The following is a 21,806-nucleotide window of genomic DNA, read 5'->3' on the forward strand; positions in this document are numbered from 1 at the left end:
CGGCCCAACCGCGCGGAGACGAACATGAATCCCTACCTTGACGAAGAACTGATGGCGCTGGCGGAACACGCGCGCCGCTTTGCCGACGCGCGCGTCGCACCCGGCTGCCTGGAGCGCGACCGCACCCGCGTGCTCGACCGCGCGCTGATGCGAGAGATGGGCGAGATGGGCTTTATCGCGCCCGAGCTGCCGGAACAGTATGGCGGGCAGGGCCTGGGCTCGCTCGCCGCCGGCGTGATCCACGAAGCGGTGGCGCGCGCCGACCTGAGCCTGTCGTACATCAACCTGCTGGCCTCGCTGAACGGGCAGATCCTGGCGCACCACGCGCGGCCGGAGATCGCCGGCCCCTGGCTGCAGCGCCTGACGCGCGGCGAAGCGCTGCTGGCGATCGCGCTGACCGAGCCGCGCGGCGGCTCCGACGCGGCCAGCCTGCGCCTGCGCATGGAGCGCGATGGCGACCACTATGTGCTCAATGGCGAGAAGACCTCGATCTCCGCCGCCGACCAGGCCGATGCCGCAGTGGTGTTCGCGCGCAGCGGTTCGGTGGAGTCGGGAGCGCGCGGCGTGTCGGCGCTGCTGGTGCCGATGGAGCTGCCGGGCATCACGCGCAACCGCTTCGACTGCCATGGCCAGCGCGCCATCGGGCGCGGCTCGATCTTCTTCGAGAACGTGCGCGTGCCGGCCAGCCACCTGCTGGGCAAGGAAGGGGAGGGCTTTGTGCAGGTGATGCAGGGCTTCGACTTCTCGCGCGCGCTGATCGGGCTGCAGGTGCTGGCGGTGGCCCAGGCAGCGCTGGACGAGACCTGGACCTATGTGGCGGAGCGCCAGGCCTTCGGCAAGCCGCTGTCGGCGTTCCAGGGCGTGTCGCATCCGCTGGCCGACTTCGAGACCCAGGTGCAGGGCGCGCGGCTGCTGTGCCTGCAGACGCTGTGGCTGAAGGACCGCGGCCTGCCGCATACCGCCGAAGCCGCGATGTGCAAGTGGTGGGCACCCAAGCTGGCGTACGACGTGGTGCACCAGTGCCTGCTGTCGTTCGGCCACGGCGGCTATGACCGCGGCGTGATGGAGCAGCGCCTGCGCGACGTGCTCGGCTTCCAGATCGGCGACGGCACCGCGCAGATCATGAAGACCATCATCGCGCGCACCCGCGCCGGGCGCGAGGCGGTGCCGGCCTGACGCGCGCGCCTGACGCAACGACTGGCAGCACACAACAACGAGGAGAACGCCATGGATTTCGACGCCGTACTGATCGCGCCGCGCCGTGCCGCCAGCGTTGCCGGCGGGCACTGGCAGGACCGTACCATCAACGACTATCTTGCCGCATGCGTGCGGGAACGGCCCGACGCAACCGCGTTGACGGCGCTCAGCATCGAACGTCAACAGGTGACGCGCTTCACCTGGCGGGAGCTGGCGCGCATGGCCGATCGCGTGGCGCTAGGGCTTTCCCGCCTCGGCATCGTTACCGGCGACGTGGTCTCATGCCAATTGCCCAACGGCTGGCACCTGAGCGTGCTGTACCTGGCCTGCGCGCGGCTGGGCGCAGTGCTCAACCCGGTCATGCCGATCTTCCGCGAGCGCGAGCTGTCGTTCATGCTGGCGCACGCCCAAAGCAAGGTGGTGGTCGTGCCGAAGACGTTCCGCGGCTTCGATCATGCGCACATGCTGCGGGGTTTGCGCGATGCGCTGCCCGCGCTGCGTCATGTCGTCGCCGTGGACGGCGACGGCGACGACAGCTTCGAGGCGCTGCTGAGCGGCCCGCCCTGGGAGGACGACACCGATGCCGCCGCCATCCTGCTGGGCAGCCGCCCCGGTCCGGATGACGTCACCCAGCTGATCTACACCTCCGGCACCACCGGTGAACCCAAGGGCGTGATGCATACCGCGAACACGCTGTTCTCCAACATCGTCGCCTATGCCGGCCGGCTCCATCTCACCGGCGACGACGTAGTGCTGATGGCCTCGCCGATGGCGCACCAGACCGGCTTCATGTACGGACTGATGATGCCGGTGGTGCTGGGCGCGCATGCGGTGCTGCAGGATATCTGGGACCCGGCGCGCGCGGCGGCGCTGATCCGCGAGCAAGGTGTGACCTTCACCATGGGTTCGACACCGTTCCTGACCGACCTGGCCCGCGTGGTGGCGGAGTCCGGCACGCCCGTGCCGAGCCTGTGCACCTTCCTGTGCGCTGGCGCGCCGATCCCGGGGGCGCTGGTGGAGCGCGCGCGCTCGGCGCTGGACGCCACGATCGTCTCGGCATGGGGCATGTCGGAGAACGGCGCCGTGACCACGACCCTGCCGGACGATCCCGAAACGCGTGCCTCGACTACCGACGGCTGCCCGCTGCCCGGCGTGGAGCTAAGGGTGGTGGACGGCGCCGACGCGGACCTGCCCGCGGGGCAGACCGGGCGCCTGCTGGTGCGGGCCTGTTCGAATTTCGGCGGCTACCTGAAGCGGCCGCACCTGAACAGCACCGATGCCGACGGCTGGTTCGACACCGGCGACCTGGCGCAGCTGGACGCGCACGGCTACCTGCGCATCGCCGGCCGCAGCAAGGACGTGATCATTCGCGGCGGCGAGAACATCCCCGTGCTGGAAGTCGAGACCCTGCTGTACCGGCATCCCGCGGTGGCGCAGGTGGCGATCGTGGCCTATCCCGATGCGCGGTTGGGCGAGCGTGCCTGCGCCTTCGTCGTGCCACGCCCGGGGCAGTCGATCGACATGGCCGGCATGGTCGACTGGCTCAGGCAGCAGAAGATGGCGCTGCAATACATCCCGGAGAAACTGGTGGTGCGTGACGCGCTGCCGGCCACGCCCGCCGGCAAGATCCAGAAGTTCCGGCTGCGCGAGATGCTGCTTGGCGAAGAAGGCTGAGGTTGCGTCGGCAGGTATCCGCGGCGCGGGCGGCAAGGTCAGCGATGTTTGCCATGGCGATTGCGCAATTAACCGCCATGACGCACAGCCATCCACCAACGCCCTGGGGCGGCAAGCTGGCAGGGCTTGTCGGCGGATGGCAGACGGGGTGGCGGCTCGTGTCAGCGGCTGGCGCCGGTATAGCCGTGGCGGCGCGGGCCGAGCCAGCGCGATAGGCGCTGCCGCCATGGGTCGCGAACCGGGCCGGGAGCCGCCTTGCAGCGGCTGACATGCAGAGAGGCGGCGGTGATCGCATACAGCTCGACATGGCCGGCGTCGGACAACGTAAAGCACTCGCTTGCGGTCAGCGCCGTGTCCTTCGGATCGCCATCGCGGATCAGCCACAATTCGCCGGCGGTGCAGCGCACCGCCACCCGTTCGCCGGGCCCGGCGACCAGCCGCAGCGAGCTGCGGGCGGGCAGGGTGGCGGTCATATCGTTGCTTACCAGGTACATGATGGTCTCCTGGTTCAGGCCACGGCCAGGCCGGCGGATACCGGTAGCTGGCACGGCCCGGATGGCGGCCGGATGAATTCGGCGATGCGCTGGATCACCGCGGGATCGCGCAGGATGCGGCGATGGCCGAGGCCGGTGGTGGTCTCCAGCCGGGCGCCAGGCCAGGCACCGGCGATGGCCGCGCCGTCTTCCCAGCGCACCTCCTTGTCGTCGCGGTCATGGATCACCAGCGTAGGCGGCACCGGGCGGGCGCGGCCCAGGTCCGGCACGTTGAAGGCCGACCATGGCATGCCGAGCCAGCGTTCGCTGTGGCGTTGCATGCGGCCCAGCACCGCCGGCGCCACGCCCAGCTGCCACGCCAGCGCGGCGCATGCCGCGCGCATGTCGGCGGGCGCGCCCAGCAGCACCGCGGCGCGTGCCGGCAGGCCTTCGCGCAGCGCCAGCGCCGCGGCCGCGCCACCGAGCGAATGCGCCACCACGGCATGGACCGGCCCGGCATGCCAGGCTGCCGCCAGCAGCGAGCGCGACATTTCCAGCACCGAACTCTGCGCGGCGCCGCGCGCGCCGGCATCGGAGGCGCCGTGCGACAGCGCATCGAAGGCGACCACCCGCATGCCCGCTGCCAGCAGGCCGTCGATCGCCGCATGCCACTGGCCCGCATGACCGCCCCAGCCATGGGCGAGCAGCACCACCGGACCTGCGCTGCCCCAGCGGTAGACCCGCACCCGCCGGCTGGGTCCATGGCCGGTTACCAGGGCCCAGTCTGCGCGCGCACTGTCCAGCGCATGCCGGGCAGCGGAAGTGGCGACACCCCGCGGCGGGCAGAACCAGATCCGCTCGAGCCGACGCGCCGTCGCCGCGGGCATCAGCACGCTGCCCGCTTGCCAGCGCAAGCGCTGCAAGCCCGTCAGGACACGCTGCAAGGTACCGTCGCGGCTGGCGGGGGACGACGCATCTGGGCTGCGCAAGGCGGTCGCGGCCACGGCGGGAGAGGGGGAAACCGGGGAAGGAGAAGAGACTGCTTGCGTCATGACCTGCACCTCCAATGGATTCTGGATTGCGCGACGTCATCGGAACCGGGCGGGCCGGCGGCGTCTCGCGCTTTCTAAAAGACCGACCAGTCGTGCTTTTTTCGGTGCAAAAAAAGCCGCCGGAGCGGTTTGCTGCCTGCCGGCGGGATAGCGCCGGCGCCGATGTCAGGTCCTCGCGGGATGGGGCGCGCCTGCCGCCGCGCGCGCGGCCAGGGCCGCGAAGGCGTGCCGCGCCATCGCTTCCGCATCCTGCCGCCCCAGCAGCTTGAACGACTGCTGGAAGGCCATGCCGATGCCGGACAGCTCGAAGGCGAACTGGCGCGGGTCGACGTGCGGCCCGAACTGGCCTTCCTCGATGGCGTCCCCCACCACCCGCGCGATGGTGCTGTGCCAGTCCTTCAGCGACTGCACCACCAGGTCGCGGATAGAGCCGGGGCGGTCGCGATACTCCTGCCCCAGCGCGGTAAACAGGCACCGCCCCTGCGTCACCGTGCCGCCAAGCCATTCCAGGTAGCCTTCGAACAGCGCCTGCAATCGCGGCATGCCGCGCGGCTGGCGCATCGCCGGCCGGATCACGATGTCGCCGAAACGCTCCACCGCCAGGTCCAGCACCGCCTGCTGCAGCATCTCCTTGGACTTGAAGTGCGCGTACAGGCCGCTCTTAGACATATTGGTGTCGGCCGCCAGCGTGGCCAGCGACAACTGCTCGAAGCCGACCTTGGCGGCGGCGTCCAGCGCCTGCTCGATGATGGCTTTGCGGGTGAGATGTCCTTTCTGCATGCAACGAAGAATAGCACGACCGGTCGGTTTGTCAACGAAACCGGATGCATGGTAGTTGCCCCGACTTGCGTTGTTGTGCTGGGGAGGCCATAACGTCATACAGCTATGCATGTGACGTCAACGCAAATTCCGAGGGCTCGTTACTGTCAAGGCGGCGGGAAGGTGTTGTGCTCTGTCCGACGCTTGGAGGGGCGCCTTCCGGTAGATGCCGGCGCAAGATGACGGGCCAGCAATAAATCTGCACAAAGTGTTTCGGCGGTTACATACGGAACGCTTTGCGTGCTCTATACTCGAATGCACGTCCGCGCACTTTTTTTCACTGGTGACTGGAGACCGACATGAACAGTACAGCCGTGCCGAGAGGCGCTAGCGAACCGTTCCGGCAACTGCGGGCGCTGCGCCGCGCGCGCAAGCTCAAGCAGGAGGACGTTGCCCGCAAGGCGGGCATTTCCCGGGAGGCTTACCTCCGGGCAGAATCAGGTCAGGCCGACCCCCGCATGTCGACCTTCCTGGCGGCCTGCGAGGCGCTGGGCCTCGAAGTGGTGCTGGCGCCGCAGCACCTTGCCGCTGACGTCAACGCTTTCATTGCCAGCCGCAACGGCGGCGTGACCGCTGCCTCGATGGCCGGCCAGCCCGCTGGCAGCGCGCCGGCACCGGCCGCGGCACCGGCCTCCGGCGGCGGTTTCGGCCCCGGCACCGGCGAGGGCCACAAACCGGTCTGATCCGCCTTCTGCCTGGCCGGACGCATGCTTGTGCGGGCCGGTCCGGCGGCGGGCCTCCAGGCCACCCTCCGCAAGCGGCGCGTGCCCTCCGGCGCGCGCCGAGCCGCTTTTGTCCCGAGAGCCGTTTCTGCTCCCTGACGCCGCAGGCCTGACTGCCTGAACCGGCGCTTTCAAGCCTTACTGTCTTCTTCCGCTTCTGGCACCCCCAGCGGCGTCCTCCCCATTTCCTGATTCGCCGCCTACAACTGCAAGAGCGCCGCGTGCTGCCCGCGCGCCTCCGCGGTTTGACACGCCCGGTTTCGGTGATTACGATATGGTAAATTCATTGCACAATACGTAATTCAAGCGCCGTGCGGCCAGCGCTGCGCTGATGGACCCACCCCGGAGACGCAAGACCACACCATGGACCTCACGCATACCCAGCTTGCCGAGCACGGCTATATGTCCGGCTTCGCCAATGAATTCGCCACCGAGGCACTGCCCGGCGCGCTGCCGGTCGGCCAGAACTCGCCCCAGCGCGCGCCCTATGGCCTGTATGCCGAGCAGTTGTCCGGCACGGCGTTCACGGCGCCGCGCGCGCACAACCGCCGCTCGTGGCTGTACCGCATCCGCCCGGCGGCAATGCACAAGCCGTTCACGCTGATCGAACAGTCGCGTTTCCTGAGCCGCTTCGACCAGGTGCCGCCGTCGCCGAACCAGATGCGCTGGAGCCCGCCGGCGATGCCCTCGGTGGCGACCGACTTTGTCGACGGCATCGTCACCATGGCCGGCAATGGCGGCCCGGAGGCGATGACCGGCTGCGGCATCCACCTGTACCTGGCCAACCGCTCGATGCAGGACCGCTTTTTCTACAACGCCGACGGCGAGATGCTGATCGTGCCGCAGCAGGGCCGGCTGCTGATGGTGACCGAACTGGGCCGCCTGGAAGCCGAGCCGCACGAGATCGTGGTGATCCCGCGGGGCGTGCGTTTCCGCGTGGAGCTGCCCGACGGCGAGGCGCGCGGCTATATCTGCGAGAACTATGGTGCGCTGTTCCGGCTGCCCGACCTGGGCGTGATCGGCTCGAATGGCCTGGCCAATCCGCGCGACTTCCTGACACCGGTGGCCAGCTACGAAGACCGCGAAGGCGCGTTCGAGCTGGTGGCCAAGTTCCAGGGCAACCTGTGGCGCGCCGACATCGGCCACTCGCCGCTCGACGTGGTGGCCTGGCATGGCAACTACGCGCCGTACAAGTACGACCTGCGCCGCTTCAACACCATCGGCTCGATCAGCTACGACCATCCGGATCCGTCGATCTTCCTGGTGCTGCAATCGCCGTCGGATACGCCGGGCGTCGACACCATCGACTTCGTCATCTTCGGGCCGCGCTGGCTGGCCATGCAGGACTCGTTCCGCCCGCCCTGGTTCCACCGCAATATCGCCAGCGAGTTCATGGGCCTGATCGCGGGCGTCTACGACGCCAAGGCCGAAGGCTTCGCGCCGGGCGGCGCCAGCCTGCACAACTGCATGAGCGGCCACGGCCCCGATGCGGAGACGTTCGAGAAGGCCAGCGTTGCCGACACCTCGACGCCGCACCATATCGAAAACACCATGGCGTTCATGTTCGAAACCCCGGGCGTGATCCGCCCGACGCCGTACGCGGCGCAGTCGGCGTCGCTGCAGCAGGAGTACTACACCTGCTGGCAAGGCCTGAAGAAGCATTTCAACCCGAACACCCGCTGATCCCGGCCGCCTGGCCCGCCCGGTTTTCTCTCTCCCGCTTGCGGGAGAGGGCAGGCGCCCGCCAGGCGTGACGCGTCACCGCATGTGACAAGTGCCACCAAAATTTTCGGAGTATCCCGATGACCGCCCCCCAAACCAGCTGGATCGACAGCGCCAACGACGGCAACACCCATTTTTCGCTGCAAAACCTTCCCTACGGCGTGTTTTCCACCCAAGGCCGGGCGCCCCGAGTCGGCGTTGCCATCGGTGACCAGGTCGTGGACCTCGACGCGCTGGACCAGGCCGGCCTGCTGCCTGAAGCGGCCCGGGGCACCTTTGCCGCGGCCAGTCTCAATCGCTTCATCGCGCTGGGCCAGCCGGTCTGGAGCGAAACGCGCCGGCGCCTGACGGCGCTGTTGTCCGGTGCCGACGCCGCGTTGCGCGACAATGCCTCCCTGCGCGACCAGGCGCTGGTGCCGATGTCGGCCGCGACGCTGCACCTGCCGGTCGAGATACCGGGCTACACGGATTTCTATTCGTCGAAGGAGCACGCCACCAACGTCGGCCGCATGTTCCGCGATCCGGACAATGCGCTGCTGCCGAACTGGCTGGAAATCCCGATCGGCTACAACGGCCGCGCCAGCTCGGTGGTGGTGAGCGGCACGCCGCTGCATCGCCCCAATGGCCAGATCAAGCTGCCGAACGAGGCGCGCCCGGTCTTCAGCGCCTGCCGCAAGCTGGATTTCGAACTGGAGATGGGCTTTATCGTCGGCAAGCCCTCGGCCCTGGGCGAGCCGGTCAGCACCGCCGACGCGCCGTCGCATATGTTCGGCATGGTGCTGCTCAACGACTGGAGCGCGCGCGATATCCAGCAATGGGAATACGTGCCGCTGGGGCCGTTCAACAGCAAGGGCTTCGGTACCTCGATCTCGCCGTGGGTGGTCACCATGGAAGCGCTCGAGCCGTTCCGCCGCGACAATCCCGCGCAATCGCCCGAGCCGCTGCCCTACCTGCAGCAGCAAGGCAAGAACGCCTACGACATCGCGCTGGAAGTCGCGCTGCAGCCCGCAGGCGCAGCGGCGCCCAGCACCATCTGCCGCACCAACTTCAAGGCGATGTACTGGACCATGGCGCAGCAGCTGGCGCACCACACGGTGTCGGGCTGCAATGTGCGCGTGGGCGACCTGATGGGCTCGGGCACGATCAGCGGCACCACGCCGGACTCTTACGGCAGCCTGCTCGAGCTGACCCGCAACGGGGCCGAGCCGCTGACGCTGGCCGATGGCAGCCAGCGCAGCTTCCTGCAGGACGGCGACGACGTGCTCATGACCGGCTACTGCCAGGGCGACGGCTATCGCGTCGGCTTCGGTACGGTGTCGGGCAAGATCCTGCCGGCGCGCTGAAGCGAGGGTGCTGGCCGGCAGGCTTCAGCCTGCGTCAGCGCCAAGCGCGGCGGCATCCAGGATGACCGCCGCGCGGCCCGACAGCAGCGTACGTCCCGCGGCGCTGACGGCAAAGGCGTAGAGCACGGTGGCACCTTCGCCGCTGATGCGCTCCGCCGTGACCTCCAGCGGCGCCGCGATGTCGTCGAGCCGTTCCACCTGCAGCACCAGCTTGCGCACGCTGGCAAGGTAGCCCGTGCGCGGGCGCTGCGGCGCGCCGCCTGCCTGCCCGGCCTCGGCCAGCAAGGCGCCGTGCACTGCCATGGCCTGCGCGGCATATTCGATCCCGCATACCGCTGCCAGCCGGTCCTGCGCGCGCAGCGGATTCTCCGCATGCGTGTGGCTGCTTGCCGTGCAGCGGATCGATGCCGCGTCCCACGCCACCACGCCGTCGAGCAGGCACATGCTGCCCTGGTGCGGAATGCGCGCCGCGATCCAGGCGCGGTCCCTGATTGTTTCAGGCATCGGCCTGGCTGCCGAGGCTGGTGACCTCGGCTTCGATCCGCAGCGTGTCCAGATAATCCAGCACCACCGTGCCGGTCTCGCCGCGGGCGATGGCGGCCAGCAGCGGCAGCGCGCGCGCGGCCGGGGCTGACTGGCGCAGCGCTTCCAAAGCGGCGTCCGCCATCGCGGTGGCCGGTGCCTGTGTCAGCGCCACCGCGATGCGCGCCAGCGAGCGCGGGCTCGGTTGCGGCGTGAGCAGCAGGGCCACGCCGAACGGATCGGGAATCGGCCGGCAGCTGTGCAGCGGCTCCGGATAGCCGGTGTCATAGGCAATCAGCAGGCAGGGCTCGGCATCGGCGCTGGCCTGCAGTACGCCTTCCAGCAGCCCCGCGCCAAAGCTGCCGTCCATCGCGCACAGCACGTTGGAGGCGCGCATCGCGCCGGCTGCAATCGACCAGTAGCCGGCGGTCGCGTTGTGCACGGAGTTGTGGAAGCGCGTGGGCGACATCAGCGGCTCGGGCTGCGCCAGCGCTTCGCAGATGGCATGGAAGTTTTGGCCATCGCTGCTGGACGAGGTAAAGATCGTCGGCAACTGCGCGGCATCGCAGCCGCCGGCAGCCACTGCCTGCTGGCCGACGCCAAGCGCCAGCCGGACGGTGGGTCCGGTGCGGCGGCGCTCTGCCGGTGGCAGGCCCGACGGCAGCGGCAGCTCGGTGGCCGCATGCTCGTACGGCGCGCGTCCGGCGAGCACGGCACTGGCCTGCTGCCAGCCGCTCAGGCCGGGGCCGAGCAGGCCGATGCTTTCGAGATAGACGGGCTGGGGCATGGCGCTGGCTCAGTGAGCAACTGCGTCCGCACGGGCGAACAGCAGGCTGCAGTTGGATCCACCGAAACCGAACGCATTGCTCATCGCGTAGCGCAACGGCGTGTCCTGGTTGGCGAGCTGGTAGTTCACATCGAGCGCGGGGTCCGGCTGCGTGGTGTTGATGCCGGCCGGCACCAGGCCGTGGCGCAGCGCCAGCGCGCAGATCACGGCTTCGAGGGCGCCGGCCGCGCCGAGTGCATGGCCGGTGGCGCCTTTGGTCGAGCTGCACGGCGTGCCGGGCAGCACCGCGGCCATGGCCAGCGCTTCGGCGGCGTCGTTGCTGCGCGTGGCGGTGCCGTGCAGGTTGACGTAGCCGACTTGCTCCGGCGCGAGGCCTGCGCCGGCCAGCGCCTGCGCCATTGCCATGCGTGCCCCCAGCCCCTGCGGGTGCGGTGTCGACATATGGTGCGCATCGCTCGATTCGCCGATGCCTGCGAGCAGGATGGCATCGTCCGCCACCGTGCCGGTCACGCGTTCGAGCAGGCCGAACACCGCGCCTTCGCCGATCGAGATGCCATTGCGGGCCACGTCGTAGGGCCGGCACGGCTGGCGCGACAACAACTCCAGCGCATTGAAGCCGTACAGCGTGGTGTGGCACAGCGAGTCGACGCCGCCCACCACTGCCGCATCGATCAGCCCGGCCTCGAGCATGCGCCGCGCCGAGCTGAACACCTTGGCTCCGGACGAGCACGCCGACGACACCGCCGCCGCCGGCCCGGTCAGGCCCAGTTGCTGCCGCAGGAACGCCGGCAGCGAGTAGGGGTTGTGCGTGCCGCCGTAGTGGAAGTCCGGCGGCAGCGCGCCGCTGGCCGGATCGCGCTGGCGGTAGCCCAGTTCGGTCTGCAGCACGCCCGCGGTGCTGGTGCCGAGAAAGACACCGATGCGGTGGGCGCCGTAGCGCGCCGCCGCCTCGCGCACGCGTGCGGCAAAGTCGTCCTGCTCCAGCGCCAGCTGCGCCAGCCGGTTGTTGCGGCAGTCGAACTCGGCCAGCGCGGCCGGCAGCGTGACGGCGTCCAGGCCGGCCACTTCGCCGACATAGGTATCGAGGGCAACGTCGCCGAAGCGGCACGGCGCCAGGCCGCCGCGCTGCGCGCGCAGCGCCGCCAGCGTGGCGTCGAGGCCGGCGCCGAGGCAGCTGGTGGCCGTGAAATGCGAGAACAGGAGCGGGGACACAGCTTCGGTGAGGCGAATGGAAGGAATCTCTGAAGGCAGCGGCAATTGTAACAAGCCGCGGCGGCTCAGCCCGGCGGCACGGCGGCGCGCAGCGTCACGCAGCGCAACCCGGCCCGTTCGATCGCGTCCAGCAGGCCTGGCAGCACGGTGGTGCAGTGGGGCTGGCCGGCAGGGTCCAGGCCGGGGTTGCCGTCGTGCAGCAGCAGGATGTCGCGCGCGGCCAGGCTGCCGGCGAGGCGCCGCGCCACGCGCGCGGCGTGGTTGCCGCTGAGGGTATCGAAGCCGCGCCGGGTCCAGGCCGCCAGTTGCAGCCCCAGCCGGCACAGCACCGGCTCAAGGAAAGGATTGCGCAGCCCCGCCGGGGCGCGGAAGAAGCGTGGCGCCTGGCCGGTGATCTCGGTCAGCAGCAGCTGCGCGGCGGCAATGTCGCGCTGCATGCGGCCGGGCCCGAAGGTGGAGAAGTGCAGCCGGTGGTACATGCTGTGGTTTTCCACGGCGTGGCCACGGCGCACGATCTCGCGCACCAGTTCGGGATGCGCCGCGGCGCGCTCGCCGATGCAGAAAAACGTCGCGCTGGCGCCGTGCTGGTCGAGCAGGTCGAGCACCCGCGGCGTCAGGTCCGGGTTGGGGCCATCGTCGAAGGTCAGCGCCACGCAGCCTTCCGCCGATGGCGGCAGGCGCAGCAGGTTGGGGCCGAGCCAGGTGCTGCGCGGCCACAGGCCGGCCGCGCACATCGCCACATGGGATGCGCCGATGCCGGCCAGGCCCCAGCCCAGGCCTTGCGGATAAGCGAGCATCGCGCCGACGGCGCCCACATGCACCGCGGCGGCGCCATAGAGCAGCGGGGTCGGCCGCCATGGGCGGCTGGGAGGACGCCCGGGCAGGGCAACGCCCGGTGCGGATAGCGGCTTCATGTTGCACTCCCGGCCTTCGCCGCTGCCGCGGGCGAGGCCGCGGGCGCGAGGATGGCCGAAAACCACAGCGCCAGCACGGCGCCGGGGCCGACCGTCAGGCCGAATGCCTGCAGCAGCGGCAGGCTCGACAGCGACAGCAGGCCGAACGCGGCGACCGTGGTCAGGTTGGCCAGCAGCAGCGACACCAGCGTGTGCGGCGAAGCACCAGCCTCCTGGCCGTCTGCCGCCGGGCCATTAAAGAATAGTGCGTAGTTGGAGCCGACCGCGGCCAGCAGCAGCAGGCCCACCAGGTGCAGCAGCGTCAGCGGCTGGCCCAGCGCCGCCAGTCCGCCCAGCACCACCACCGCGGCGGCGGCCAGCGGCAGTACCGTCGCCAGCACCCGCCGCGGCGAGCGCAGCGCCAGCGCCAGCAGGGCGATGATCGCCAGCAGTCCGGCCAGCGACAGCAGCAGGGCCTCGCGCAGGTAGCCGGCATAGAGCCGGTCCGATTCGCCCTTGAGATCGACGAACAGCGTATCGGGCACGCCCGCCCGCTGGATCGCGGCGCGCACCGCCGCGCTGTCTACGCCGTCGGCGGCGCTGGCATAGCCTGCGGCATGCACCGGCGCGCGCAGGGGCAGCGTCGCGCTCCAGCGGCCGTTGCGTTGCACCAGCAGGGCGTCGACCGCCAGTGCCATCGAGGTGCCGCGCAGGCTCTCGCGTTGCAGCAGGGGACCGGTGCGGGCCGCTTCGGCCTGCGCCAGAAAGGGCCCGAACACCGATGCGCGCACCGGCTGGCCGGCGATGGCGGCATGCAGCCGCTGCGCCAGCACATCGGGAGGCGGCAGGCTGGCCTGGCGCTCGCGCTGGGTCGCCGCGCTGGGCAGGTAGCGCGCGGGGCTCTCGTAGCCGCCGATGAAGTTCTGCGCCACCAGCGGTTCCAGTTCATGCGCGACGCGTTCCGCGCCCTGCAGCACGGATTCCTGGTCCGGCCCCGACACCACCACCAGGTAGCGCACGTCCGGTGCGCCCAGGTTTTCGCGCAGCGAGGTATCCAGCGCCTGGTCGCTGGCCGATACCGGGCTCAGCGCCTGCAGTTCCCGGCCCCACAGCGTGCCGCGATGCTGGACCAGCACCACGCAGGCGCCCACTACAAGCAGCAGCACCAGCCAGCGCAACCGGGGCGCGCGCTGCGTCAGCCATTGCAGCTTGCGGCCGAGCGGTGCGACGTCGCGCAGCTGCAGCGTGGCCGGCACCAGCTGCGGCAGCACGAAGCGCGTGACCAGCGCGGCGGTGACGAGCCCCGCGATCGAATACAGGCCCAGCTGCGCCAGTCCCGGGAATCCCGACAGCAGCAGCGACGCAAAGCCGCAGACCGAGGTCAGCACCCCCAGCCGCACCGTCGGCCAGAAGCCGCCCAGCCAGGCGCGTTCGTCGCGCCGGCCATTGCTTGTGTACTGCGCGGACTGCACGAACAGGTAGATCGAATAGTCGACCGCCTCGCCGATCAGCGTGGTGCCGAAGCCCAGCGTCAGGCCATGCACCGCGCCGCCGAAACCCAGGCTGACCGCGGCAATGCCTGCCAGCGCGCCGCTGAACACGGGCACCAGCCCCAGCACCAGCAGCGGCACCGAGCGGTACACCGCCAGCAGCAGCGTGACGATAATGGCCAGCCCGATGGTCGAGAGCCGCTCGACGTCGTGCCGGATGGTGTCGCGCGCCTTGACCGAGAACACGCCCGGGCCCGTCATCACCAGCTGGTAGGGGCCGTTCGCGGCGGCGCTGGCAAAGGCTTGCTGCACGGCCGCCATCGCCTCTGCCTGCGCATCGGTATCCGAGCCCGCGCCGGTGGTCTGCGCCAGCAGCAGCGCGCGCTTGCCGTCGCGCGAGGCCCACGCGCCCGCATGCATCGGCACGCGCTGGCCGGCATCGAGCTGGGCCAGCATCGCCGCGACCTCGCCGGTGGGATCGCGCGGCAGCAACGACTTGGTGAAGAGCCCGGCCGAGGAGGCCAGCAGCGCGAACGAATCGTTCACTGCCTGGGCCAGGCCGTGTTCGCTGAACCGCTCCGGCGTGACCTCCGGGCTGAGCAGGTAACGGTGCGCGAACACGTATTCGCGGTCCGCCGCCTGGTTGACCGGCTCGCCGTTCTGCACCGAGGCGAAGCGCGGGTCGCTACGCAGTTGCGCCGCCATCGCGCGCGAGACCCTGGCGCGGCCATCGGCATCGCCGCCTTCGATGCCGACCAGGATCAGGCGCGATACCAGCCCGTCGCGCAGCTGGTTCACCAGCAACTGCTGTTCGGCGCTGGGCAGCCGCGGCAAAAAGGCGGACAGGTCGGCGGTGAAGCTGGTGCGGCTGACGACTGCGGCGCAGGCCAGCAGTGCCAGCACCCACAGCGCCAGCGCCAGGCGGCGCGGTGCCGCGCTCATCGGCTCGCGGCCGGCCGGATCTTCATCACCGAGCGGTCACCGTCGGCCTGCCGGATCTCGACCTGGTCCAGCACATCCTGCCTGCCTTCGATACGCACCTGGCTGACGGCCGCGGCCAGGCGCGAGTCAGCCGGCGTCAGCGTCAGCGTCCAGCGGCTGGCCCGGCCCTCGACGCCGAGCTTGTAGTAGCGCTCCAGCGCATCGCGGTTGCCGGCCAGCGTGGCGCGGATGCTCTCGATAAACGCGGCGATCTCGGGGTAGTTCTGCAGCGGCATGGTGTAGCGCTTGCCGTCGCGCTCGACCGTCAGCATGTCGCCGTCCAGCAGCAGGTTTTCCGCCTTGGGGGAGAGCGTGCGCTTTTCCAGGTGGTCGGGCGCGGTGAAGCGCAGTTCGCCCGACGACTGCACCGGCTTGTCGAGCAGCGCCAGGTACTTGGTCTCGGTAAACAACACGCGCCCCGACTTGCGCTGCGCCAGCGTGGACATCAGCTGGTCGACGCCGAACGCGGCGGTGGCGGCCGGCGCCGCGGATGAGGCGGGTGCTGCCGTGGCCGGCAGCGGCGCCAGCGCAAGCAGTGCGCTTGCCAGCAGGGTCGACAACGAATAGCGGACAGGGCGCGCGGATAAGAACATCAATGGCGGCTCACGGGTTAGGGCTCGTTCCCCGGCGGCGGCTGTTCGGACAGCGGCGGGCCGGCGTGCCAGAAGTCATAGAAGTTGAACCAGTTGTACGGGGCGCTGCGGCTGAACCGCTCCAGCAGCCGCACGTAGTCCGCCAGCGCCGCCTGCACCGCCGTTTCGCGCTGGCCGCGCGCGGTCTCGGTGAAGTCCGCCAGCGGCACGAAATGGACGTCGTAGCGGTTGCCGCCGCGGTACAGGCCGGTGATGAAGAACACCGGCCGGCGCAGCATGGCCGCCATGCGCAGCGGGCCGGTTGGGAAACCTGTCGGCGCGCCGAGGAAACTGCATTGCTGCACCGGGTCGGTGGCGCGCTGCGACAGCGTGCGGTCGGCCAGCATGCCGATCATATAGCCGCGGTCCAGGTAGTCGCGCACGCGCAGCATGGTGTCGAAGCGGCCCAGCGCGATCACGTCCTGGCGCATGGCCGGATTGATCGACTGCAGCACGTCGTTGAGCTTGTGCGCGTTCTCTTCGTACATGGTGATCGCGACCTCCATGTTGGGGTGGCGCCGTCCCAGCGCGCGCACCACCTCGAAGCTGCCCAGGTGCGCGCCCAGCAGGATGGCGCCGCGGCCGCGCGCCATCGCCGCTTCCAGCAGGTGCTCGCCATGCAGGCGAATGTCGAACAGGTCGAAGCGCCCGTTTAGCAGGTAGATGCGGTCGTGGATGGTCGAGGCGAAGGTGAACACATGGCGGTAGCCGTCGCTCCAGCCGGCCTGGCGTCCGAGCACGCGGTCCAGGTACGCGCGCGAGGCATGGCGTGCCGCCGGCGCGAACAGCATGAAGTAGGCGGCAATGGCCCGCAGCACCACGCGTCCGGCGGGCCGGCCCAGTGCCAGCGAGATCCACGTCATGACGCGCAGCAGCGTGATGCTGCCGCGCTCTTTGCGGCTGGACCATTCCGTGTCCAGCGGCGCCTGTCGCCGCCACAGCCAGCTCAGCATGGCAAGGCTCCGGCTTGCGGCGAGTTGGTGCGCACCTGCAGCGTGCCGCTGGCGACATCGCGCCCGGCGCTGCGCAGCGTGAAGCGGATGGTCTCGGCGCCATCGGCTGCCGCCTCGGACTGGTGCAGCACCTCCACGCGCTCGCCTGGGCGCACCGGGCTCAGGAACTTCAGCAGGCTCGCCTGCGCGACTGCAAGCGGGCGGCCCAGCGCGGTGCCGAGCGCCAGCACGGCATGGTCCAGCAGCACCACGCCGGGCACGATCGGATGGCCCGGGAAATGGCCGGCCATGGCAGGATGGCCGGCGTCGATGACAAAGCCTGGCGGCAACGCGGCAGCGCGGTCATGCGCGCCGGACAGGGTTGCCACCAGCGCGGCCAGCGCCTCGCGCGGCAGCTTGCCCGCGGCATTGCGCGGCAGGCGCTCGGCAAAGTACAGCGGGCGCGGCATGAAGGCCGGGTCGATCCGTTCGCGCAGCGCCTGCTGCAGCCGGGCCGGCGCCACGCCCGGCGCCACCACCACGGCCACCAGCCGCACCACGTGCCCGTGCGCGTCGCCTTCATGCGCGTCGTCGGGCATGAAGAACGCGCCGTCGCGCACGCCGTCAATGGCGGTGAGCTGGTGATTCAGGTAGCCCAGCGAAGTCCGCTTGCCGGCGATATTGAGCAGGTCGGCCTTGCGCCCATGTAGCAGGAAGCGCTGCGTGTCGAGCGGCGCGATGGCGTCGCCCAGCGCCACCGGCTGCTCGATATGGCCGCCCTCGGCCCAGGTTTCGGTATCGTCAGCGGCGGCGTTGGGGCGGGCTTGCAGCCGCACGCCGGGCACCAGGGTCCACGTGTCTTCCTGGGCGGTGCGGCGGGTGGCAAGTTGTCCGGTCTCGGTGCTGCCGTAGATCTCGCACAGCGGCGCGCCGAACAGCGCCTCGGTCTCGGCGGCGAGCTGGCGTCCCAGCGGCGCGGTGGCGCACAGCACCAGGTCGGCCGCGGGCATGGCGACCCCGGACTGCACCAGCGTGCGCAGATGCACGGGGGAGCTGACCAGCACGCGCGGCGCCGGCACCGCGGCCAGTGCCGCGCTGACGTCGGCCGGATAGAACGCCGGCGCGGCTACCAGCGCCGCGCGGCCCTGCAGTGCCAGCATCACGGTGGCTTCAAGGCCGAACATATGCTGCGGCGGCACCGTGCCCGCCAGCGTCCACGCGCGCCCGTCGAGCAGGCCGAGCCGCTGCGCCGCGGCGCGCGCGCTGCCGACCATGGCGCCCCAGGTCTTGCGGTGCGGCACCGGCGTGCCGGTCGAACCGGACGTGAATACGTAGGCCATCACCTGCGCCGCCGGAATCTGCGGGATCTCGACGGGACCGTCGGCGGCGGTGGCGGCCAGGCCATCGTGGTAGTGCAGCGCCGGCATGTCGAAGGCCGCGTCGGGCTGGTCATGCAGGCAGAAGGCGTCGGGCGCGAAGGCCAGCAGCTGGCGCACCGTCTCGGGCGTGTGCGAGGGCGGCAGCAGCGTGGGCTTGCCCGCCAGCAGCGCCGCGCACAGGCCGACGGTAAAGCGGTAGCGGTCGGTGCAGGCGTTGAAGACGTGGCCGCCAAGGGTACCGGCAGGCAAGGCCGCTGCCAGGCGGGCCGTATCGGCGAGGAACTGCCGCACGGTGACGGGCCGTCCGTGCACCCAGGCGATGGTGTCGTCGGGCGCAGCGTGGGCAACGATGGGGAATGAGGTCATGGACGGAGCCTGTGCCTGTTACGCGGGGCCGGGGCCGGATGGCGGCGCGTCAGCGCGGCAACCCGGGCCGGGCCGCACGGGCCGTCATCAGCGCGCGGTAGCCGTGCACCGCGTCGAGCAGCCCCCGGTGACGCATGCCCGGAAAGGCGATGCGGCGGTACAGGGCCTCGCCCGCGAACATCAGCGCGATCAGCAGCGGCGTGGCCAGGTTGGCGAAGCTGGACCAGGCCGCCACCGGCGCAAGCACGAACAGCAGCGTCGACACCCCCACCATTGCCGCGAAGAACAGCGTCCAGGCCTGGGTCACGCGCACCGTGTAGCGCGCATGCGCGGCGGACAGCGGGCCGTGGATGGCGCTGGCGATCTGGGTGCAGAGCGGGGTGCGGCCGCGGCGCAGGCTGAGCGCGAACATTGCCCCCAGCGCGGCATTGGCGCCCGCATGCTGCAAATAGTAGGTCCAGCCGAAATGGCCGGACAGCGGTGCGCGCCACAGCCACAGCGCCGCGCACGCGGCGAGCAGCGCCAGCAGGGCGGGCACGCGTCCGGCCAGCCGGCGGCAGGCGACGAAGCCGATCAGCAGGAACGGCGCCGCGCCGAGCCACAGCGCGGCCACCTCGGCGCCCGGCTGGTGCGCCGCGCGATGCAGGGCCGACTCGTAGACCACGAAGGCTGCCACCGCGCCGATCCAGGCATGGCGCCGCCACCACGGGGCGGCAGCGTCCGGCGCAGGCATGGCGGCGGGCGGGGAACGGCGGTCGAACGGCTGGCTCGAAGGCATTTGTGAGAGCTTGGTGTGTTGCGTAAGGCGCTTGGCTTGCGGTGCGCCGGAAAGGCGCCAAGTGGCACGCGAAGCGAACGCTTTATACCCCAAAAGACCCTCCGGACGCGATCATGATTCCCCAATAGGTTGTTGATGTTGTTACTAAACTTCTCTCGACTGGCCCGGGAATGGCCCGTTTGATAGCATTCGGGTGCCCGACGCCCGCACCGGGACCGACTTGCCCGGCACGGGCGGCGCAGCGGCGTTCCAGCCATCTAGCAACATGACCGAACTCGAAACCGAACTTGCCCGCCTGATCCTCGACGAACTCGACATCGCCGAACTGCGGCTGGAGGACATCACCGCCGCCACTCCGCTCTATGGCGAAGGCTTCGGGCTGGATTCGATCGATATTCTCGAGATCGCCCTGCTGGTGTCGCGCAAGTACGGCGTCGAACTGCGCTCGGACAATCCCGACAACAAGACCATCTTCACCTCACTGGGCAGCCTGGCCGCCTACCTGGCGCAACACCGCACGCGCTAGCCCAGCCACTGTTTCCTCCAGCCCGTACAGGACCACGACATGCCGCAGCAAGCCACGCCCGCGCCGGCGCTGGTGGAAGGCGGTGCCCCGCCTTCGGCGACCCACCTGGTGCTGATCCCCAGCTATAACCCCGGCGCGCGCCTGCAGGAGGTGCTGCGCGGCGCGCGCGCGGCCTGGACCCCGGTCTGGGTGGTGGTCGACGGCAGCACCGACGGCAGCACGCAATGGCTGCAGGCGCAGGCCGCCGCCGACCCCGGGCTGCAGGTGCTGGTGCTGCCAAGCAACCAGGGCAAGGGCGCCGCGGTGCTGCACGGCATCGAACAGGCTGCGGCGGCAGGCTACACGCATGTGCTGGTCATGGACTCCGACGGCCAGCATCCGGCCCACCTGATCCCCGCATTCATGGCGGCGTCGCAGCGCGACCCCGGCGCGATGGTGCTGGGCCGCCCGCGCTTCGACGCCAGCGCCCCGCGCGAGCGGGTCTACTGGCGGCGCATGTCCAATTTCTGGGTGGATGTGGAGACGCTGTGGGCCGGTATCGGCGATTCGCTGTTCGGCTTTCGCGTCTACCCGATCGCGCCGCTGCGTGCGGTGATGCATGGCAGCCGCTGGATGCGGCGCTTCGATTTCGATCCGGAGGTGGCGGTGCGCTTGTGCTGGCGCGGCGTGCGTCCTATCAACCTCGACGCCCCGGTGCGCTACTTCGATCGGCGCGAGGGCGGCGTCTCCCACTTCCGCTACCTGCGCGACAACCTGCTGCTGACCGGCATGCACCTGCGGCTGCTGGCCGGCTTCGTGGTGCGGCTGCCGATGCTGCTGTGGCGGCACCTGCGCCGGCCGTCCGGCCACGCGGCGTAACCCACGGCCAAAACAGGCCAGGCCGCGCGCGGCGGCCTGGTGCCCGGTGGGACGGATCGACCCGTCAGTCGCTGAGCTCGTGGCCGATCACACCGCCCACCACGGCGCCGCCGATGGTGCCGGCGGCGCTGCCGTCGGTCAGCTCATGGCCGGCGACACCTCCGGCGACCGCGCCCGCCGCCGTACAGCCGGCCAGCGCCATGCTTGCGCCTACCAGAAGCGCGCCTGCGAGTTTCCACATGATGGTCTCCTGCCTCGTGGCCGGGCCCGCCGCACCACGTCTCGGGGAAGACATCGCAGCGGCCGGGGCCCTCATGCGACCACTTTAGGCGTGTGACGCGGCGCGGCCCTTCCGTGAAGCGCCGATTGCCCTGTAGGAATCGGACGACGGCAGGGGTGGAGCGTCCGTGGCCTCAGCCCTGGTCGCTGTGCTGGCGCAGCCGCTTGATCAGCGACGAGGTGTCGGCGCGGCCACAGCCCATCTGCTGCAGGTCGGCGTAGAACTGGTCCACCAGCGCCGTGACCGGCAGGGCCGCGCCGTTGCGGCGGGATTCGTCCAGGCACAGGCCAAGGTCCTTGCGCATCCAGTCCACGGCGAAGCCAAAGTCGAACCGGTTGTCGATCATGGTGGGGCCGCGGTTCTCGAGCTGCCAGGAACCGGCCGCGCCCTTGCTGATGACGTCCAGCACCAGGCGCATGTCCAGGCCCGCGCGCTCGCCGAAGGCAATGGCCTCGGACAGGCCCTGGATCAGGCCGGCGATGCTGATCTGGTTGACCATCTTGGCCAGCTGCCCGGCGCCGGACGCGCCGATGCGGGTCACGGCGCGCGCGTAGGCTGCAATGACCGGCTCGGCCTGCGCAAAGGCGTCGGCGTCGCCGCCGCACATGATGGTCAGGATGCCTTTTTCCGCGCCCACTTCGCCGCCCGAGACCGGGCCATCGACAAAGTGCAGGCCGCGCTCGCCGGCCGCCGCGTACAGCTCGCGCGCGACGTTGGCGCTGGCGGTGGTGTGGTCGACGAAGATGCAGCCGCTGGGCGCGCCGAAGAAGGCGCCGTCGCGCCCGGTCAGCACCGCGCGCAGGTCGTCGTCGTTGCCAACGCAGGAGCAGACCACCTGCGCATCGCGCACCGCCTGCGCCGGGGTGGCGGCGGCTTTGCCGCCGAAGCGCTCGACCCAGGCCTGGGCCCTGGCGGCGGTGCGGTTATAGACCGTGACCTCGTGGCCCTTGGCGGCGAGGTGGCCGGCCATATGGAAACCCATCACGCCCAGTCCGAGGAATGCGACACGCATGCTGCTGCTCCGTTGCTTGTTTGATGTCTGGAATCGGTGCGGCGCGGCGGCGCCGGTCCCGCGAGTATACGGGCCGGGTGGCGCCCCGGACAGATACAGAACTGCCGGCACCGGGCCATGACAGCCCGTGGGCGGCGGCGAGGACCCTGACAAGTC

General features: G+C 70.3%; 20 protein-coding genes and 1 pseudogene. 7 read left to right on the plus strand and 14 right to left on the minus strand.

The annotated features are described in order from the left end of the window. The first annotated feature begins 24 nt into the window (after positions 1-24). Positions 25-1,176, plus strand: coding sequence for a cyclohexanecarboxyl-CoA dehydrogenase (gene aliB / locus U9J39_RS13740; protein ID WP_326347301.1), 1,152 nt, complete (start codon positions 25-27; stop codon positions 1,174-1,176). 51 nt (positions 1,177-1,227) lie between these two features. Continuing rightward, positions 1,228-2,871 (plus strand): cyclohexanecarboxylate-CoA ligase, encoded by a 1,644-nt coding sequence (aliA, locus tag U9J39_RS13745; RefSeq protein ID WP_326347302.1) that lies wholly within the window; start codon positions 1,228-1,230, stop codon positions 2,869-2,871. A 161-nt stretch (positions 2,872-3,032) separates the two neighbouring features. Here the strand turns inward: aliA and U9J39_RS13750 are convergent, their stop codons facing one another. The 3 genes from U9J39_RS13750 to U9J39_RS13760 form a co-directional block, all read right to left on the minus strand. After that, the gene (locus tag U9J39_RS13750) at positions 3,033-3,365 is read right to left on the minus strand and encodes a DUF2917 domain-containing protein (protein WP_116314566.1); all 333 of its coding nucleotides are present in this window, start codon (positions 3,363-3,365) and stop codon (positions 3,033-3,035) included. Positions 3,366-3,379: 14 nt separating this feature from the next. Further along, complete coding sequence (locus U9J39_RS13755; protein WP_326347303.1) at positions 3,380-4,396, minus strand: alpha/beta fold hydrolase; 1,017 nt, start codon at positions 4,394-4,396, stop codon at positions 3,380-3,382. 165 nt (positions 4,397-4,561) lie between these two features. Further along, complete coding sequence (locus tag U9J39_RS13760; protein ID WP_240987843.1) at positions 4,562-5,176, minus strand: TetR/AcrR family transcriptional regulator; 615 nt, start codon at positions 5,174-5,176, stop codon at positions 4,562-4,564. 338 nt (positions 5,177-5,514) lie between these two features. Between U9J39_RS13760 and U9J39_RS13765 the strand changes: the two genes are divergently transcribed. The 3 genes from U9J39_RS13765 (at position 5,515) to fahA (ending at position 9,002) form a co-directional block, all read left to right on the plus strand. Then, positions 5,515-5,898, plus strand: coding sequence for a helix-turn-helix domain-containing protein (locus U9J39_RS13765; protein WP_115713049.1), 384 nt, complete (start codon positions 5,515-5,517; stop codon positions 5,896-5,898). Between the two features lie 402 nt (positions 5,899-6,300). Continuing rightward, positions 6,301-7,620, plus strand: coding sequence for a homogentisate 1,2-dioxygenase (hmgA, locus tag U9J39_RS13770; protein ID WP_116314564.1), 1,320 nt, complete (start codon positions 6,301-6,303; stop codon positions 7,618-7,620). Positions 7,621-7,739: 119 nt separating this feature from the next. After that, positions 7,740-9,002, plus strand: coding sequence for a fumarylacetoacetase (gene fahA / locus U9J39_RS13775; protein WP_115713051.1), 1,263 nt, complete (start codon positions 7,740-7,742; stop codon positions 9,000-9,002). A 24-nt stretch (positions 9,003-9,026) separates the two neighbouring features. Here the strand turns inward: fahA and U9J39_RS13780 are convergent, their stop codons facing one another. The 9 genes from U9J39_RS13780 to U9J39_RS13820 all read right to left on the minus strand — a co-directional run bounded on the left by U9J39_RS13780 (position 9,027) and on the right by U9J39_RS13820 (position 18,974). Continuing rightward, the gene (locus U9J39_RS13780; protein ID WP_115713052.1) at positions 9,027-9,506 is read right to left on the minus strand and encodes a hydroxymyristoyl-ACP dehydratase; all 480 of its coding nucleotides are present in this window, start codon (positions 9,504-9,506) and stop codon (positions 9,027-9,029) included. Further along, the gene (locus U9J39_RS13785; protein ID WP_326347304.1) at positions 9,499-10,311 is read right to left on the minus strand and encodes a beta-ketoacyl synthase chain length factor; all 813 of its coding nucleotides are present in this window, start codon (positions 10,309-10,311) and stop codon (positions 9,499-9,501) included. The genes U9J39_RS13780 and U9J39_RS13785 overlap by 8 nt, the downstream gene beginning before the upstream one ends. Positions 10,312-10,320: 9 nt before the next feature. Continuing rightward, the gene (locus U9J39_RS13790) at positions 10,321-11,523 is read right to left on the minus strand and encodes a beta-ketoacyl-[acyl-carrier-protein] synthase family protein (RefSeq protein ID WP_326347305.1); all 1,203 of its coding nucleotides are present in this window, start codon (positions 11,521-11,523) and stop codon (positions 10,321-10,323) included. A gap of 65 nt (positions 11,524-11,588) precedes the next feature. After that, positions 11,589-12,437: a polysaccharide deacetylase family protein gene (locus U9J39_RS13795; protein WP_115713055.1), complete on the minus strand. Its 849-nt coding sequence runs from the start codon at positions 12,435-12,437 to the stop codon at positions 11,589-11,591. Next, complete coding sequence (locus U9J39_RS13800; protein WP_326347307.1) at positions 12,434-14,848, minus strand: MMPL family transporter; 2,415 nt, start codon at positions 14,846-14,848, stop codon at positions 12,434-12,436. The genes U9J39_RS13795 and U9J39_RS13800 overlap by 4 nt, the downstream gene beginning before the upstream one ends. Next, complete coding sequence (locus tag U9J39_RS13805; RefSeq protein ID WP_116314561.1) at positions 14,845-15,480, minus strand: LolA-related protein; 636 nt, start codon at positions 15,478-15,480, stop codon at positions 14,845-14,847. The genes U9J39_RS13800 and U9J39_RS13805 overlap by 4 nt, the downstream gene beginning before the upstream one ends. Before the next feature lie 17 nt (positions 15,481-15,497). Continuing rightward, entirely contained in the window at positions 15,498-16,472 is a 975-nt protein-coding gene (locus tag U9J39_RS13810) for an LpxL/LpxP family acyltransferase (RefSeq protein WP_115682670.1), read from the minus strand. Next, positions 16,466-18,196 carry an AMP-binding protein gene (locus U9J39_RS13815; RefSeq protein WP_326347308.1) on the minus strand — a complete coding sequence of 577 codons (1,731 nt, stop codon included), beginning with the start codon at positions 18,194-18,196 and terminating at the stop codon, positions 16,466-16,468. The genes U9J39_RS13810 and U9J39_RS13815 overlap by 7 nt, the downstream gene beginning before the upstream one ends. 49 nt (positions 18,197-18,245) lie before the next feature. Further along, positions 18,246-18,974: an acyl carrier protein gene (locus tag U9J39_RS13820; RefSeq protein ID WP_240991322.1), complete on the minus strand. Its 729-nt coding sequence runs from the start codon at positions 18,972-18,974 to the stop codon at positions 18,246-18,248. Positions 18,975-19,239: 265 nt separating this feature from the next. On the opposite strand from U9J39_RS13820, the gene U9J39_RS13825 reads away from it, so the two are divergent. Both U9J39_RS13825 and U9J39_RS13830 read left to right on the plus strand, forming a co-directional pair. Continuing rightward, positions 19,240-19,500, plus strand: a complete 261-nt coding sequence (locus tag U9J39_RS13825) for a phosphopantetheine-binding protein (protein ID WP_062802929.1) — start codon at positions 19,240-19,242, stop codon at positions 19,498-19,500. Between the two features lie 39 nt (positions 19,501-19,539). Further along, positions 19,540-20,358 (plus strand): glycosyltransferase family 2 protein, encoded by an 819-nt coding sequence (locus U9J39_RS13830; RefSeq protein ID WP_115713059.1) that lies wholly within the window; start codon positions 19,540-19,542, stop codon positions 20,356-20,358. Between the two features lie 64 nt (positions 20,359-20,422). Here U9J39_RS13830 and U9J39_RS13835 read toward each other — a convergent pair whose 3' ends face one another. After that, positions 20,423-20,599, minus strand: a complete 177-nt coding sequence (locus tag U9J39_RS13835; protein WP_092309867.1) for a glycine zipper 2TM domain-containing protein — start codon at positions 20,597-20,599, stop codon at positions 20,423-20,425. A gap of 172 nt (positions 20,600-20,771) precedes the next feature. Continuing rightward, a pseudogene (locus tag U9J39_RS13840) lies at positions 20,772-21,656 on the minus strand (NAD(P)-dependent oxidoreductase); the annotation flags it as partial. Positions 21,657-21,806: the final 150 nt, after the last annotated feature.

Origin of the sequence: Cupriavidus sp. SS-3, assembly GCF_035818815.1 — a bacterium.
GTDB classification, from domain to species: Bacteria; Pseudomonadota; Gammaproteobacteria; order Burkholderiales; family Burkholderiaceae; genus Cupriavidus; species Cupriavidus taiwanensis_C.

Bases quoted from the DNA above. Each gene is read 5' to 3' on its own strand.
- U9J39_RS13810 (WP_115682670.1), bottom strand. From the start codon at position 16,472: ATGCTGAGCTGGCTGTGGCGGCGACAGGCGCCGCTGGACACGGAATGG.
- U9J39_RS13760 (WP_240987843.1), bottom strand. From the start codon at position 5,176: ATGCAGAAAGGACATCTCACCCGCAAAGCCATCATCGAGCAGGCGCTG.
- fahA (WP_115713051.1), top strand. From the start codon at position 7,740: ATGACCGCCCCCCAAACCAGCTGGATCGACAGCGCCAACGACGGCAAC.
- U9J39_RS13780 (WP_115713052.1), bottom strand. From the start codon at position 9,506: ATGCCTGAAACAATCAGGGACCGCGCCTGGATCGCGGCGCGCATTCCG.
- U9J39_RS13800 (WP_326347307.1), bottom strand. From the start codon at position 14,848: ATGAGCGCGGCACCGCGCCGCCTGGCGCTGGCGCTGTGGGTGCTGGCA.
- U9J39_RS13750 (WP_116314566.1), bottom strand. From the start codon at position 3,365: ATGTACCTGGTAAGCAACGATATGACCGCCACCCTGCCCGCCCGCAGC.
- U9J39_RS13835 (WP_092309867.1), bottom strand. From the start codon at position 20,599: ATGTGGAAACTCGCAGGCGCGCTTCTGGTAGGCGCAAGCATGGCGCTG.
- U9J39_RS13755 (WP_326347303.1), bottom strand. From the start codon at position 4,396: ATGACGCAAGCAGTCTCTTCTCCTTCCCCGGTTTCCCCCTCTCCCGCC.
- U9J39_RS13785 (WP_326347304.1), bottom strand. From the start codon at position 10,311: ATGCCCCAGCCCGTCTATCTCGAAAGCATCGGCCTGCTCGGCCCCGGC.
- hmgA (WP_116314564.1), top strand. From the start codon at position 6,301: ATGGACCTCACGCATACCCAGCTTGCCGAGCACGGCTATATGTCCGGC.
- U9J39_RS13765 (WP_115713049.1), top strand. From the start codon at position 5,515: ATGAACAGTACAGCCGTGCCGAGAGGCGCTAGCGAACCGTTCCGGCAA.
- U9J39_RS13825 (WP_062802929.1), top strand. From the start codon at position 19,240: ATGACCGAACTCGAAACCGAACTTGCCCGCCTGATCCTCGACGAACTC.
- U9J39_RS13805 (WP_116314561.1), bottom strand. From the start codon at position 15,480: ATGTTCTTATCCGCGCGCCCTGTCCGCTATTCGTTGTCGACCCTGCTG.
- aliB (WP_326347301.1), top strand. From the start codon at position 25: ATGAATCCCTACCTTGACGAAGAACTGATGGCGCTGGCGGAACACGCG.
- U9J39_RS13815 (WP_326347308.1), bottom strand. From the start codon at position 18,196: ATGACCTCATTCCCCATCGTTGCCCACGCTGCGCCCGACGACACCATC.
- U9J39_RS13795 (WP_115713055.1), bottom strand. From the start codon at position 12,437: ATGAAGCCGCTATCCGCACCGGGCGTTGCCCTGCCCGGGCGTCCTCCC.
- aliA (WP_326347302.1), top strand. From the start codon at position 1,228: ATGGATTTCGACGCCGTACTGATCGCGCCGCGCCGTGCCGCCAGCGTT.
- U9J39_RS13830 (WP_115713059.1), top strand. From the start codon at position 19,540: ATGCCGCAGCAAGCCACGCCCGCGCCGGCGCTGGTGGAAGGCGGTGCC.
- U9J39_RS13820 (WP_240991322.1), bottom strand. From the start codon at position 18,974: ATGCCTTCGAGCCAGCCGTTCGACCGCCGTTCCCCGCCCGCCGCCATG.